Annotated in this window: 13 protein-coding genes and 1 pseudogene; 11 read left to right on the top strand and 3 right to left on the bottom strand. The window is 55.5% G+C overall.

What is annotated here, in order from left to right; all coding sequences use genetic code 11:
- The first annotated feature begins 4 nt into the window (after positions 1-4).
- From lepB to acpS, 6 genes are all read left to right on the top strand, one after another.
- Complete coding sequence (lepB, locus tag OGX93_RS02455) at positions 5-979, top strand: signal peptidase I (RefSeq protein WP_012131213.1); 975 nt, start codon at positions 5-7, stop codon at positions 977-979.
- A 221-nt stretch (positions 980-1,200) separates the two neighbouring features.
- Positions 1,201-1,881, top strand: a complete 681-nt coding sequence (rnc, locus tag OGX93_RS02450; protein ID WP_024130107.1) for a ribonuclease III — start codon at positions 1,201-1,203, stop codon at positions 1,879-1,881.
- On the top strand, positions 1,878-2,783 hold the full coding sequence (gene era, locus OGX93_RS02445; protein WP_012131214.1) for a GTPase Era: 906 nt from the start codon (positions 1,878-1,880) through the stop codon (positions 2,781-2,783). Before rnc ends, era begins: the two co-directional genes overlap by 4 nt.
- An 11-nt stretch (positions 2,784-2,794) precedes the next feature.
- Positions 2,795-3,532: a DNA repair protein RecO gene (recO, locus tag OGX93_RS02440; protein WP_024130108.1), complete on the top strand. Its 738-nt coding sequence runs from the start codon at positions 2,795-2,797 to the stop codon at positions 3,530-3,532.
- Positions 3,533-3,543: 11 nt separating this feature from the next.
- Entirely contained in the window at positions 3,544-4,275 is a 732-nt protein-coding gene (pdxJ, locus tag OGX93_RS02435; protein ID WP_286449320.1) for a pyridoxine 5'-phosphate synthase, read from the top strand.
- On the top strand, positions 4,275-4,655 hold the full coding sequence (acpS, locus tag OGX93_RS02430) for a holo-ACP synthase (RefSeq protein WP_012131217.1): 381 nt from the start codon (positions 4,275-4,277) through the stop codon (positions 4,653-4,655). Before pdxJ ends, acpS begins: the two co-directional genes overlap by 1 nt.
- Positions 4,656-4,725: 70 nt before the next feature.
- Here the strand turns inward: acpS and yfhL are convergent, their stop codons facing one another.
- Together yfhL and OGX93_RS02420 are read right to left on the bottom strand one after the other, a co-directional pair.
- On the bottom strand, positions 4,726-4,986 hold the full coding sequence (yfhL, locus tag OGX93_RS02425; protein WP_012131218.1) for a 4Fe-4S dicluster ferredoxin YfhL: 261 nt from the start codon (positions 4,984-4,986) through the stop codon (positions 4,726-4,728).
- A gap of 55 nt (positions 4,987-5,041) precedes the next feature.
- Entirely contained in the window at positions 5,042-5,890 is an 849-nt protein-coding gene (locus OGX93_RS02420; RefSeq protein ID WP_012131219.1) for a MurR/RpiR family transcriptional regulator, read from the bottom strand.
- Positions 5,891-6,005: 115 nt separating this feature from the next.
- On the opposite strand from OGX93_RS02420, the gene murQ reads away from it, so the two are divergent.
- The 4 genes and pseudogenes from murQ (at position 6,006) to tadA (ending at position 8,201) form a co-directional block, all read left to right on the top strand.
- Positions 6,006-6,899 (top strand): N-acetylmuramic acid 6-phosphate etherase, encoded by an 894-nt coding sequence (murQ, locus tag OGX93_RS02415; RefSeq protein ID WP_200054208.1) that lies wholly within the window; start codon positions 6,006-6,008, stop codon positions 6,897-6,899.
- A 1-nt stretch (position 6,900) separates the two neighbouring features.
- A pseudogene (locus OGX93_RS02410) lies at positions 6,901-7,002 on the top strand (PTS transporter subunit EIIC); the annotation flags it as partial.
- 3 nt (positions 7,003-7,005) lie between these two features.
- A complete protein-coding gene (gene yfhb, locus OGX93_RS02405; RefSeq protein WP_286449318.1) occupies positions 7,006-7,641 on the top strand; it encodes a phosphatidylglycerophosphatase C in 636 nt (211 codons plus the stop codon).
- A gap of 17 nt (positions 7,642-7,658) precedes the next feature.
- Complete coding sequence (tadA, locus tag OGX93_RS02400; RefSeq protein ID WP_012131222.1) at positions 7,659-8,201, top strand: tRNA adenosine(34) deaminase TadA; 543 nt, start codon at positions 7,659-7,661, stop codon at positions 8,199-8,201.
- 36 nt (positions 8,202-8,237) lie between these two features.
- On the opposite strand, the gene mltF is transcribed toward tadA, so the two are convergent.
- A complete protein-coding gene (gene mltF / locus OGX93_RS02395) occupies positions 8,238-9,785 on the bottom strand; it encodes a membrane-bound lytic murein transglycosylase MltF (RefSeq protein WP_071258082.1) in 1,548 nt (515 codons plus the stop codon).
- 267 nt (positions 9,786-10,052) lie between these two features.
- Here mltF and purL point away from each other — a divergent pair, with 267 nt between their 5' ends.
- A complete protein-coding gene (gene purL, locus OGX93_RS02385) occupies positions 10,053-13,940 on the top strand; it encodes a phosphoribosylformylglycinamidine synthase (RefSeq protein ID WP_286449316.1) in 3,888 nt (1,295 codons plus the stop codon).
- The last annotated feature ends 298 nt before the right edge of the window (positions 13,941-14,238 follow it).

The following is a 14,238-nucleotide window of genomic DNA, read 5'->3' as shown; positions in this document are numbered from 1 at the left end:
TGGCATGGCGAATATGTTTGCCCTGATTCTGGTGATTGCCACACTGGTGACGGGCATTTTATGGTGCGTTGATAAATTTATCTTCGCGCCAAAACGTCGGGAACGTCAGGCAGCGGCACAGGCCGCTGCGGGTGATTCACTGGATAAAGCCACGTTGAAAAAAGTGGCGCCTAAGCCGGGCTGGCTGGAAACAGGGGCTTCGGTTTTTCCGGTACTGGCGATTGTGCTGGTGGTGCGTTCATTTATCTATGAACCTTTCCAGATCCCGTCGGGTTCGATGATGCCGACGCTGTTAATCGGTGACTTTATTCTGGTGGAGAAATTCGCCTATGGAATTAAAGATCCGATTTACCAGAAAACGTTGATTGAAACGGGTCATCCGAAACGCGGTGATATCGTGGTCTTTAAATACCCGGAAGATCCGCGCCTGGACTACATTAAACGCGCTGTCGGCCTGCCGGGTGACAAAGTGACGTACGATCCGGTAGCTAAAGAGGTTACTGTACAGCCAGGATGCCGTTCCGGTCAGGCATGTGAAAACGCGCTGCCGGTGACTTACTCCGACGTTCAGCCCAGCGATTTCGTGCAGACCTTTGCCCGCCGTAATGGGGGAGAAGCCAGCAGTGGGTTCTTCGAAGTGCCATTAAACGAAACGAAAGATAACGGCATTCGTCTGGCGGAGCGTAAAGAGACGCTGGGCGACGTAACCCACCGTATTCTGACCGTACCGATCGCACAGGATCAGGCGGGGATGTATTACCGTCAGCCGGGGCAGCAACTGGCGACCTGGATCGTACCGCCAGGACAATACTTCATGATGGGTGATAACCGCGATAACAGCGCGGACAGCCGTTACTGGGGATTTGTACCGGAAGCGAATCTGGTTGGTAAAGCGACCGCGATCTGGATGAGTTTCGACAAACAGGAAGGTGAATGGCCGACCGGCGTACGCTTAAGCCGTATTGGTGGGATCCATTAATTTCTGATAATCGTTCATGTTGTCGTCATTGCGGCGACAACATGAATTATTTATTGGATAAATCTCCGCAGACTAACGACATCCCCTGTCGTTGTGTATAGAATATTCCCCCGAAGTTTTAGGTTGGCGCCGTCAGGTTGCCACGGCACACTAAACAGCGTTGGTTTCCTCAGGTCTGTTTCGTGTGCTGAATTGTTGACGCATTCATTTATTGGTATCGCATGAACCCCATCGTAATTAATCGGCTTCAACGGAAGCTGGGCTACACTTTTACTCATCAGGAGCTGTTGCAGCAGGCATTAACCCACCGCAGCGCCAGCAGTAAACACAATGAGCGTTTAGAATTTTTAGGCGACTCGATTTTGAGCTTTGTTATCGCCAACGCGCTTTATCACCGCTTCCCGCGTGTGGACGAAGGTGATATGAGCCGTATGCGCGCCACGCTGGTGCGCGGCAATACGCTGGCGGAATTGGCCCGTGAATTTGATCTGGGTGAATGCTTACGTTTAGGGCCAGGTGAACTGAAAAGCGGCGGCTACCGTCGTGAATCTATTCTGGCGGATACCGTAGAAGCGTTAATCGGCGGCGTTTTTCTCGACAGCGATATCCAAACCGTCGAGAAGTTGATCCTTAACTGGTATCAAACGCGCCTGAATGAAATCAGCCCGGGCGATAAACAAAAAGATCCGAAAACGCGTTTGCAGGAATATTTGCAGGGTCGTCATCTCCCGCTGCCGTCTTATCTGGTGGTGCAGGTGCGCGGCGAAGCACACGATCAGGAATTTACTATCCACTGCCAGGTCAGCGGCCTGAGTGAACCGGTGGTTGGCACGGGTTCGAGCCGTCGTAAGGCGGAGCAGGCTGCCGCCGAACAGGCGCTGAAAAAACTGGAGCTGGAATGAGCGAAGATAAAAGCTATTGCGGATTTATTGCCATCGTCGGACGTCCGAACGTAGGCAAATCCACCCTGTTGAACAAGCTGCTCGGACAGAAGATCTCGATCACGTCCCGTAAAGCGCAGACCACGCGTCACCGTATCGTCGGTATCCATACCGAAGGGGCGTACCAGGCTATCTATGTTGATACGCCGGGGCTGCACATGGAAGAAAAACGCGCCATCAACCGCCTGATGAACAAGGCGGCAAGCAGCTCGATTGGCGACGTTGAGCTGGTCATTTTTGTCGTGGAAGGCACCCGCTGGACGCCGGACGACGAGATGGTGCTGAATAAACTGCGCGACGGTAAAGCGCCGGTCATTCTGGCCGTTAACAAAGTGGATAACGTACAGGAAAAGGCCGATCTGCTGCCGCATCTGCAATTCCTGGCAAGCCAGATGAACTTCCTCGATATCGTGCCTGTTTCTGCGGAAACTGGCATGAACGTGGATACCATCGCTGGTATCGTGCGTAAACACCTGCCGGAAGCGACTCATCACTTCCCGGAAGATTACATCACCGATCGTTCACAGCGCTTTATGGCGTCTGAAATCATCCGTGAAAAACTGATGCGTTTCCTCGGTGCCGAACTGCCGTATTCCGTGACCGTTGAGATTGAACGTTTCGTTTCTAACGAACGCGGCGGTTATGATATTAACGGCCTGATCCTCGTTGAGCGCGAAGGGCAGAAGAAGATGGTCATTGGCAACAAAGGGGCCAAAATCAAGACCATCGGTATCGAGGCGCGAAAAGACATGCAGGAAATGTTCGAAGCGCCGGTACACCTGGAACTGTGGGTGAAAGTGAAATCCGGCTGGGCCGATGACGAGCGTGCGCTGCGCAGTCTCGGTTATGTAGACGACCTCTGAGTTAGCACTACGTGGAAGGCTGGCAGAGAGCTTTCGTCCTGCATAGTCGCCCCTGGAGCGAAACCAGCTTGATGCTGGACGTCTTCACGGAAGAGTCGGGACGCGTGCGTCTGGTTGCCAAAGGCGCACGCTCTAAACGTTCCAGTCTGAAAGGCGCATTACAACCTTTTACGCCACTGCTGCTCCGCTTTGGCGGGCGCGGCGAGGTGAAAACCTTACGCAGCGCTGAAGCGGTCTCTCTGGCGCTCCCCTTAAGCGGCATCACGCTTTATAGCGGTTTGTACATCAACGAACTGCTTTCCCGCGTTCTGGAATACGAAACGCGCTTCTCTGAACTCTTTTTTGATTACCTGAACTGTATTCAGTCGCTGGCTGGCGCGACCGGTTCGCCCGAACCTGCGCTTCGCCGTTTCGAGCTCGCCCTGCTGGGACATCTGGGCTACGGCGTGGATTTTCTGCATTGCGCAGGGAGCGGCGAGACGGTCGATGACACCATGACCTACCGCTATCGCGAAGAGAAGGGATTCATGGCCAGCGTGGTCATTGATAACAGCACCTTTACCGGGCGGCATCTGAAAGCGCTGGATGCACGAGAATTTCCTGATGTTGATACGTTGCGCGCGGCGAAACGCTTTACCCGCATGGCGCTAAAGCCGTATCTTGGTGGTAAGCCGTTAAAAAGCCGGGAACTGTTTCGACAATTTATGCCGAAACGGCCAGGGCGGGCAGAAAATACGAATAATGATTAACGAGGATTGTCATGGCTGAATTACTGTTAGGCGTCAACATTGACCATATTGCCACTTTACGTAATGCGCGTGGTACTGCTTACCCGGATCCGGTACAGGCGGCGTTTATCGCCGAGCAGGCGGGGGCGGATGGTATAACCGTACACCTGCGCGAGGATCGTCGCCATATTACCGACCGTGATGTACGCATTTTGCGCCAGACGCTGGATACGCGTATGAATCTGGAAATGGCGGTGACTGAAGAGATGCTGGCGATTGCCGTTGAGACGAAGCCGCATTTTTGCTGCCTGGTGCCGGAAAAACGTCAGGAAGTGACCACCGAAGGCGGGCTGGACGTCGCGGGTCAGCGTGACAAAATGCGTGATGCCTGCAAACGGCTGGCAGATGCAGGCATTCTGGTATCGCTGTTCATTGATGCCGATGAAGAACAGATTAAAGCCGCTGCGGACGTTGGCGCACCGTACATTGAAATCCATACTGGCTGTTATGCGGATGCCAAAACGGATGTTGAGCAAGCGCAGGAACTGGCGCGCATCGCCAAAGCGGTGACGTTTGCGGCAAGCCTGGGGCTGAAAGTGAACGCCGGTCATGGCCTGACCTATCACAATGTGCAGGCCATTGCCGCACTGCCGGAAATGCATGAGCTGAACATCGGTCATGCCATTATTGGGCGGGCGGTCATGAGCGGCCTGAAAGAGGCGGTCTCCGAGATGAAACGCCTGATGCTGGAAGCGCGCGGCTAATGGCGATTCTGGGGTTAGGCACGGATATTGTGGAGATCGCCCGCATTGAGGCGGTGATCTCCCGTTCTGGAGAACGCCTGGCAAGACGCGTGCTTAGCGACAACGAATGGGCTATCTGGGAGACGCATCAGCAACCGGTGCGTTTTCTCGCCAAGCGTTTCGCGGTAAAAGAGGCGGCGGCAAAAGCGTTCGGCACCGGCATTCGCAACGGGCTGGCGTTCAATCAGTTTGAAGTGTTTAACGATGAGCTGGGTAAACCGCGTTTGCGTTTGTGGGGCGAGGCGTTGAAACTGGCAGAGAGGCTGGGCGTGGCGCATATGCATGTGACATTAGCGGATGAACGTCATTACGCCTGTGCGACGGTGATCATCGAAAGCTAGATTAGGACTTTGTAGGCCGGATAAGGCGTTTACGCCGCCATCCGGCCTGGCGTCATCCCATCAGGGTGGGTTATAGCTTATCCGCGTGATGCATCAGAACAAACTTATCCCACAGCTGTTCTTCCGTTTCGACATGCGCCGGGTCTTTGAGAATGGTATTGGGGATCGGGCACACCTTCTGGCAGGTCGGCGTTTCGTAATGGCCCACGCATTCGGTGCATTTGTCGCTGTTAATCTCGTAAATGCTGTCGCCCATTGAAATCGCCTCATTCGGGCATTCAGGCTCGCACATATCGCAATTGATACACTTTTTAGTGATTAACAGGGCCATCAGGAAACTCTCAAAACATCACAAACCGGGCGGGCATTATACGCGCATTCTTTGCTCAGACCAGTTTTTTTACCAGGGCCTCACTGTGGCGAATACGCTCCGGCGCGCGCCCCAAATCCTGCTGTACCAGCGCCATAAAGAGCAAATCCGTCAACATCGTCTGCGCATGCGTAGAGGAGATTGCGGCGCTGCGCGTGGCCTGCTCTTCGGCGATCGTATACAGGCAACGGGTGGCGCGTTGTTGCAGGGCATTCGGTGTAAAGCCGGTGATCGCCAGAACCTTTCCTCCCACCCGCAACGTTTCATCCGCCGCCATATTCAACTCTCTGCGCTCGCCGCTATAGGAGATAGCCAGCAGGAGATCGTCCGGCGCCAGCGCCTGCACGGTGGCTAACAGCGCATGCATATCGTGTTCGGCGACGACATTGAATCCTATCTTCATCAGCTTCCAGGCGAAGTTCTGTGCCACCAGGCCCGATGTGCCAATACCGGTTATGACAACACGGCGGGCATTGCGCAGCATCATGACGCTTTCGAACAATTTCTCTTCGCTGTTAACATCGAGCGTTGCGTGCATTGCGGCGACATTTTCCTCGATCAATTTTTCGCCGACAAGCCGCATCGGATCGTCGCCCCGGATCTGGTTATGTACCGGAATAGAGTGAGGATTTGGATTGCTGGCCAGCGCTTCGCTGATCGCCAGCTTCAGTGCCGGAAAGCCTTTGAAGCCCAGTTTCTGCGCGAATTTCACCACGCTGGACTGACTGACGCCCGCCTCAACGGCAAGCTGTTGTGAGCTGAGATGCCGTGTATCATCCGGCTGAGCAAGAATATAATCAGCAAGCTTTTTATCGCTTTGTGCGAGGTCCGGATAACGCTGACGTATACGAATCAAACAGTTCATGAGGACTCCTGGCGAAAAACATGACGGGGATCATAAAAAGATTTTCCCTCGCCCGAAAGAATATAATATTCCATTGTTATAGTTATTATGAATTAAAAATTCCTAAGGAACAAAAATGAATCTCGGCTCGTTAGTTTCAGAAACCCGCAATCCACAGACTATGGATCTTGACGCACTCCCTACGCTTGAGCTGGTTCATCGTTTTAATCAACAGGATACGCTTGTAGCGCAAGCAGTAAAAGAGACGCTGCCAGACGTTGCCCGCGCGGTAGATGCCGCCGCCGACGCCTTAAAGGCGGGAGGGCGCATTATTTATATGGGCGCAGGCACCAGCGGACGCCTTGGCGTTCTGGACGCCTCCGAATGCCCACCAACGTTTGGCGTACCGCACGGGCTGGTGATCGGGCTGATTGCCGGCGGGCCTGGCGCGCTGCTGAAAGCGGTGGAAGGCGCGGAAGACAGTCAGCAGTTAGGGGAGGACGATCTCCGGGCGCTTGACGTGACCGCGCAGGATCTGGTTGTCGGGCTGGCGGCGTCCGGTCGTACGCCGTACGTCATTGGCGGGTTGAAATACGCGCGTCAGGTGGGCTGCGTCACGGTGGCTATCTCCTGTAATCCCGATTCTCCCATCGCGCATGAAGCTGACATCGCCATTTCGCCGGTCGTTGGGCCGGAGGCGCTAACCGGTTCGACGCGACTGAAATCCGGTACTGCGCAAAAACTGGTGCTCAATATGATCTCCACCGGGGCGATGGTGAAGTTTGGCAAGGTGTACCAGAACCTGATGGTGGACATGAAAGCCACCAACGTTAAGCTCGTCGACAGAGCGTGCCGGATGGTGGTTGAGGCTACCGGGATTACGCGTGAAGAGGCCGAAGCGCTGCTTAAGCAGACAGATTTTGAGGTTAAACCGGCCATTCTGATGGCGCTTACCGGGCTGAATGCCGAAGACGCAAGGGCGAAATTGTCCGCTCACCAGGGATTTCTACGGGCGGCGTTAGAACGCTAACGTTACCGGAAAATTGAGGTTCTATCTGTTAGGCTATCTGGTAATGATTATCGCCGGGTTTCGGTTAACCCGGCTATTGGGCTTCAACAATCCAGAGGAGTAGGGTTTGGTTAATCACGAGCGTCGTGTCGTATTTTTTGATTTGGATGGTACGTTGCACCAGCAGGATATGTTTGGCAGTTTCCTGCGTTATCTGTTGCGTCGCCAGCCGCTGAATGCGTTGCTCGTGCTGCCGTTATTGCCGGTTATCGGGATTGGCTTGTTGATTAAAGGTCGGGCAGCGCGTTGGCCGATGAGCCTGCTGTTATGGGGCTGTACCTTCGGTCACAGTGAAGTGCGGCTCAAGGCGCATCAGGCGGATTTCGTTCGCTGGTTTCGCGATAACGTCACGGCGTTTCCGGTTGTTCAGGAGCGCCTGACGACCTATCTGTTAAGCTCTGACGCTGATATCTGGCTGATTACCGGCTCTCCGCAATCGCTGGTGGAACAGGTCTATTTCGATACGCTCTGGCTGCCGCGCGTGAACCTGATCGCCAGCCAGATGCGGCGTGGCTACGGCGGCTGGCTGCTGACTATGCGCTGTCTGGGGCACGAGAAGGTCGCCCAACTGGAACGCCAGATTGGTGCGCCGTTACGTCTGTACAGCGGCTACAGCGACAGTAAGCAGGATAACCCGCTTCTCTATTTTTGCCAGCATCGCTGGCGCGTCACGCCGCGAGGGGAGCTCCAGCAACTCGAATAGAGTTAACGATAGCGCCCATGTATAATGCGCCCGCTTTTATTACCGGAGTGTCTCCTTTGTCTGATGTTGAATTTAGCCACGAATACTGGATGCGTCATGCGTTGACGCTGGCGAAACGCGCCTGGGATGAGCGTGAAGTGCCGGTTGGCGCGGTATTGGTGCATAACAATCGCGTCATTGGCGAAGGCTGGAACCGTCCGATAGGTCATCATGATCCCACTGCGCACGCTGAAATCATGGCGTTACGTCAGGGCGGGCTGGTGCTTCAGAACTACCGTTTGCTGGATACCACGCTTTACGTGACGCTGGAGCCGTGCGTGATGTGTGCGGGAGCAATGGTACACAGCCGCATTGGTCGGGTGGTATTTGGCGCTCGCGACGCGAAAACCGGCGCGGCAGGGTCGCTGATGGACGTATTGCATCATCCGGGCATGAACCACCGCGTAGAGATCACCGAAGGTGTGTTACGCGATGAGTGCGCAGCGCTGCTCAGTGATTTCTTCCGCATGCGTCGCCAGGAGATCAAAGCGCTAAAAAAATCTTCGCAAGAATCGTTGTAGGGCGGCCAGGGCGCGAAAGCGTCCAGCCCTGTGAGATTAGTTTTCGTCTTTCTTCTTCAGTGAAAACGGCAAAGAAGGAGAGTGTGACAGGTAGTTCGATGACGGCTGCGATAAGAAAGAAGAGAAAGGAAATGTCTCCGTATCAAACTCGGCCGGAGACACTGCCGGGTAATCCTGCGCCAGCTTTATCGCTTCTGCCGTCTGCTTCTCTTTTTCTTGCAGATAGCCGACCAGGCTAATCTGATACTTCCGAATATTTTCCACATAAGCGTAGGCTTCATGCCCGCGCGCATAGCCGTACGTCAGCTTGCTGTAATATTGTTTCTGGCTGAGCAGCGGCAGCCGTTGTTTTACATCGGCCCAGCTATCCGGGTTGCCCCTGGTTTTGACCGTCAACGCACGGGCGTCAAGCATATGTGCATAGCCCATGTTATAGGCGGCGAGCGCAAACCAGATACGCTCCTCTTCCGGCACGGTTTCAGGCACTTTACCCATCATATCCTGGATATAACGCACACCGCCGCTGATGCTTTGTTCCGCATCGGTACGATCCGTCAGCCCCAGACTTTGCGCGGTGTTTTTGGTGAGCATCATCAGACCGCGAACGCCCGTCGGGGAGGTGGCCAGCGGGTCCCAGTGTGACTCCTGATAGGAAATTGCGGCCAGCAGGCGCCAGTCTATCTCCTGCGCGTATTTTTCAAACAACGGCTGGAGATCGGGCAGTACGCCGTCCACGGCCCGCAGGAAGGTGCGGGTATCGACATAATCAAAATCGTCGCCGTGCCCCAGATACTTCTCTTCCATACGCGCCAGTGAGCCGTCTTCATTAATAGCGTTGAAGAAATCGAGCAGCGCAGCGGAAAGCGTGTTGTCATCGTCCAGTTGGCTAAACCAGGTGACAGGCTGCTCATCGGTGACATCCAGCGCGACGGCCAGTTCAGGATGTACGCGCTGGAACAGGCTGATCGCGACAGAATCGGCAATGGTATAGTCCAGATTGCCGCTGATGACTTCGCTGAGCAGCGCCGCCGTCCCTTTTTTGTCATCGACTTTCCAGCTTAGATCGGGAAATTTTGTCTCTTTCAGCGCCTGCAAGTCATTCACCACGACATGCCCAGGCGCGATAGAGAGCTGGCTTTCATTCACCGTGGCCAGCGTGCGAGGCCGGTATTGTCCTACCCGGTAAACCAGCTGTTGCGAAACGGAATAGTAGGTCGGGCCGGGTTGATAATTCTTCACGCGCTCGCTGTTGTAAACCAGTCCTGCCGCCAGCAGATCGGCGTTGCCATTATCTAAATCGTCAAATAGCTGGCTGATATTCTGGCGTACGGTAATTTTCAGCTTTACGCCAAGATAGCTGGCGAACTGCTGCGCCAGTTCGTAATCCAGACCGTACTTTTTTCCGTTAATGCGGGCGTAAGTCAGCGGCGACTCTATTGTTGAGACGCGTAACTCTCCCCGCGATTGGATCGCGGCGATACGATTGTCGGCTTTGCCGAACCAGGGGATTGATGGCCAGAGGGCCGCTGCCAGCAGCAGAGTCAATATGCCGATGAACAGATAATTAATCTTTAATTTTTTCAATTAGTTAATTCTCTGAATCGTGCGTAATCTCAGCCTGCTAATGTCATTTGGGTGGGTTAAAATCATCATGAATGTGCGGCATTTTGCGCAACAATGCGCCAGTTGGCAACTAATTAGAATGATTGGCCGCACCGTATGATAAGAAAAGGCGGCGATTTTATTTCGACGCAAACGGTTTCGTCGGGGCGTCAGATTCTTTATAATGTCGCCCGTTTCCCCCCTTGCGCACACTTAAAGCGCCTCAGGCGCTTCGAAGACGAGAGACTTATGATGGAAATTCTGCGTGGTTCGCCTGCACTGTCTGCATTCCGTATTAACAAACTGCTGGCGCGTTTTCAGGCGGCCAATCTTCAGGTCCACAATATTTACGCTGAGTATGTCCATTTTGCTGACCTGAGCGCCCCCTTAAACGAGGATGAGCACGCGCAACTTGCACGTTTGCTGAAATATGGGCCGAGCTTAAGCAGCCATACCCCTGAAGGAAAGCTGCTGCTGGTCACGCCGCGTCCTGGCACCATCTCCCCCTGGTCTTCCAAAGCGACTGATATCGCCCATAACTGCGGTCTGCAACAGGTAAGCCGCCTGGAGCGTGGCGTTGCATACTACGTTGAAGCCGCTACGCTCACGGCTGAACAGTGGCAGACGATTGCCGCTGAACTGCACGACCGGATGATGGAGACCGTGTTCTCTTCTTTATCTGATGCGGAAAAACTGTTTGTTCATCACCAGCCTGCGCCGGTTGCCAGCGTGGATCTGCTGGGTGAAGGGCGTCAGGCGCTGACTGACGCCAACCTGCGTCTGGGTCTGGCGCTGGCGGATGACGAAATTGATTACCTGCAAGACGCCTTCACGAAGCTGGGGCGCAATCCGAACGATATCGAGCTGTATATGTTCGCACAGGCAAACTCCGAACACTGTCGCCATAAGATTTTTAACGCTGACTGGGTTATCGACGGGAAACCGCAGCCGAAGTCGCTGTTTAAGATGATCAAAAACACCTTTGAAACCACGCCGGATCATGTGTTGTCTGCCTATAAAGATAACGCGGCGGTGATGGAAGGTTCTGACGTGGGACGCTACTTCGCTGACCACGAGAGCGGTCGCTATGACTTCCATCAGGAGCCTGCGCATATCCTGATGAAGGTGGAAACCCATAACCACCCGACGGCGATCTCGCCGTGGCCAGGCGCGGCGACCGGTTCTGGTGGTGAGATTCGTGATGAAGGCGCAACCGGACGCGGCGCGAAGCCAAAAGCGGGTCTGGTGGGCTTCTCCGTGTCTAACCTGCGTATTCCGGGCTTTGAGCAGCCGTGGGAAGAAGATTTTGGTAAACCAGAGCGTATCGTTACCGCGCTGGACATTATGACCGAAGGCCCGCTGGGCGGCGCGGCGTTTAATAATGAATTTGGTCGCCCGGCGTTGAACGGGTACTTCCGTACTTACGAAGAAAAAGTAAACAGTCACAACGGCGAAGAGCTGCGCGGCTACCACAAGCCGATCATGCTGGCGGGCGGGATCGGCAATATCCGCGCCGATCACGTACAGAAAGGCGAGATCGTCGTTGGCGCGAAGCTGATCGTGCTCGGTGGGCCGGCGATGAACATTGGTCTGGGGGGCGGGGCGGCGTCCTCTATGGCTTCTGGTCAGTCGGATGCGGATCTCGATTTTGCCTCCGTACAGCGTGATAACCCGGAAATGGAACGTCGCTGCCAGGAAGTGATCGACCGCTGCTGGCAGTTAGGCGATGCCAACCCGATCCTGTTTATTCACGACGTCGGGGCAGGCGGTCTCTCCAACGCGATGCCGGAGCTGGTGAGCGACGGCGGGCGCGGCGGTAAATTTGAGCTGCGCGATATCCTCAGCGATGAGCCGGGCATGAGCCCGCTGGAAATCTGGTGTAACGAGTCTCAGGAGCGTTATGTGCTGGCCGTGGCCGCCGACCAGTTGCCGCTGTTTGATGAGTTGTGCAAGCGTGAGCGCGCGCCGTATGCGGTGATCGGTGAGGCCACCGAAGAACAGCATCTGTCCCTGAACGACCGTCATTTCGATAATCAACCGATCGATCTGCCGCTGGACGTGCTGCTGGGTAAAACGCCGAAAATGACCCGCGACGTGCAGACGCTGACAGCGAAAGGCGATGCGCTGGATCGTGCTGATATCACGATTGCTGACGCGGTTAAACGGGTTCTGCATCTGCCGACCGTGGCGGAGAAAACATTCCTGGTGACCATTGGCGACCGTACCGTGACCGGTATGGTGGCGCGCGATCAGATGGTCGGCCCGTGGCAGGTGCCGGTGGCGAACTGCGCGGTGACCACCGCCAGCCTCGACAGCTACTACGGCGAAGCGATGTCTATCGGTGAACGTGCGCCGGTAGCGCTGCTGGACTTTGCCGCTTCCGCCCGTCTGGCCGTTGGCGAAGCGCTGACGAACATCGCCGCGACCCAGATTGGCGATATCAAACGCATCAAGCTGTCCGCAAACTGGATGGCGGCGGCCGGTCATCCGGGTGAAGATGCCGGTCTGTATGACGCGGTGAAAGCGGTAGGCGAAGAACTCTGCCCGCAGCTTGGCCTGACGATTCCGGTGGGCAAAGACTCTATGTCGATGAAAACCCGCTGGCAGGAAGGCAACGAGCAGCGCGAAATGACCTCGCCGCTGTCGCTGGTGATTTCCGCGTTTGCCCGCGTGGAAGATGTGCGTCATACCATCACGCCGCAGCTCTCGACCGAAGATAACGCGCTGCTGCTGATCGATTTGGGTCAGGGGCATAACGCGCTGGGCGCAACGGCGCTGGCGCAGGTGTATCGTCAACTGGGCGACAAACCGGCAGACGTGCGCGATGTGGCGCAGTTAAAAGGCTTCTACGATGCGATTCAGGCGCTGGTGGCGCAGCGTAAACTGCTGGCGTATCACGACCGTTCCGACGGCGGCCTGCTGGTCACGCTTGCCGAGATGGCCTTTACCGGTCACTGCGGCATCCAGGCCGATATTGCAACATTTGGCGACGATCGTCTGGCGGCGCTGTTTAACGAAGAGCTGGGCGCAGTGATCCAGGTGCGGGCGGCCGATCGCGAAGCGGTCGAGGCGCTGCTGGCGAAGCACGGTCTGAGTGACTGCGTACACTATTTAGGTCAGGCCGTTTCCGGCGACCGTTTTGTGATTGAATCCAACGGGCAGGTCGTCTTCAGCGAAAGCCGCACCACGCTTCGTACCTGGTGGGCGGAAACGACCTGGCAGATGCAGCGCCTGCGCGACAACCCGGAATGTGCCGATCAGGAACATGACGCAAAAACCAACGATGCCGACCCGGGTCTGAACGTGAAATTGTCGTTCGATATCAATGAAGATATCGCCGCGCCGTATATTGCTACCGGCGCACGTCCGAAGGTTGCCGTACTGCGCGAACAGGGCGTGAACTCCCACGTTGAGATGGCGGCGGCGTTCCATCGCGCGGGCTTTGACGCGATTGATGTGCATATGAGCGATCTGCTGGCTGGCCGTATTGGGCTGGGTAATTTCCAGGCGCTGGTTGCCTGTGGCGGTTTCTCTTACGGTGACGTGTTAGGCGCGGGTGAAGGCTGGGCGAAATCGATTCTGTTCAACAATCGCGTACGCGACGAGTTCGAAACGTTCTTCCACCGCCCGCAGACGCTGGCGCTTGGCGTATGTAACGGTTGCCAGATGATGTCTAACCTGCGTGAACTGATTCCGGGGAGCGAGCTGTGGCCGCGTTTTGTGCGTAACCATTCTGACCGTTTTGAAGCGCGCTTCAGCCTGGTGGAAGTGACCCAAAGCCCGTCTCTGCTGTTGCAGGGAATGGTTGGCTCACAGATGCCTGTCGCGGTGTCCCACGGTGAAGGGCGCGTTGAAGTGCGTGACGATGCGCATCTGGCAGGGCTGGAAAGCAAAGGTCTGGTTGCGCTGCGTTATGTCGATAACTTCGGTAAGGTTACGGAAAACTACCCGGCCAACCCGAACGGATCGCCAAACGGTATCACCGCCGTTACCACGGAGAACGGTCGCGCCACCATTATGATGCCGCACCCGGAGCGCGTCTTCCGTACCGTCAGCAACTCCTGGCACCCGGAAAACTGGGGCGAAGACAGCCCGTGGATGCGTATTTTCCGCAATGCGCGTAAGCAGTTAGGTTAATCCGCACGTAAATGGCCCGATAAGCAAAGCGCTATCGGGCCTGGACATACGCGTAGGCCGGATAAGGCGAAGCCGCCATCCGGCAAGGAAGCTTCCGTGAAGGGCGTGTGTTTATCCGTTAAACGGAGAACCTTTTTATTCTGGTAAATTTTTCCGTTCACTTTATGTCCCGCATTTCTCTGAAGACTCAGTACCCGTGAACGTGCAAGGGAGGCTCACCGCCGCCTCCCTTGCAACCCTGGCTCTCCGGCAAGGAAAATCGCCGCTGCGCGGTTTATTCGCCTTATTCCGTCTGCCT

It is taken from the genome of Citrobacter sp. CK195 (assembly GCF_030333365.1).
Lineage (GTDB): Bacteria > Pseudomonadota > Gammaproteobacteria > Enterobacterales > Enterobacteriaceae > Citrobacter_B > Citrobacter_B koseri.
Note: the sequence above shows the minus strand (reverse complement) of the source record. Positions and strands in the feature narration are given on the sequence as shown.

Bases quoted from the DNA above. Each gene is read 5' to 3' on its own strand.
- purL (WP_286449316.1), top strand. From the start codon at position 10,053: ATGATGGAAATTCTGCGTGGTTCGCCTGCACTGTCTGCATTCCGTATT.
- acpS (WP_012131217.1), top strand. From the start codon at position 4,275: ATGGCGATTCTGGGGTTAGGCACGGATATTGTGGAGATCGCCCGCATT.
- yfhL (WP_012131218.1), bottom strand. From the start codon at position 4,986: ATGGCCCTGTTAATCACTAAAAAGTGTATCAATTGCGATATGTGCGAG.
- murQ (WP_200054208.1), top strand. From the start codon at position 6,006: ATGAATCTCGGCTCGTTAGTTTCAGAAACCCGCAATCCACAGACTATG.
- rnc (WP_024130107.1), top strand. From the start codon at position 1,201: ATGAACCCCATCGTAATTAATCGGCTTCAACGGAAGCTGGGCTACACT.
- OGX93_RS02420 (WP_012131219.1), bottom strand. From the start codon at position 5,890: ATGAACTGTTTGATTCGTATACGTCAGCGTTATCCGGACCTCGCACAA.
- era (WP_012131214.1), top strand. From the start codon at position 1,878: ATGAGCGAAGATAAAAGCTATTGCGGATTTATTGCCATCGTCGGACGT.
- tadA (WP_012131222.1), top strand. From the start codon at position 7,659: ATGTATAATGCGCCCGCTTTTATTACCGGAGTGTCTCCTTTGTCTGAT.
- lepB (WP_012131213.1), top strand. From the start codon at position 5: ATGGCGAATATGTTTGCCCTGATTCTGGTGATTGCCACACTGGTGACG.
- pdxJ (WP_286449320.1), top strand. From the start codon at position 3,544: ATGGCTGAATTACTGTTAGGCGTCAACATTGACCATATTGCCACTTTA.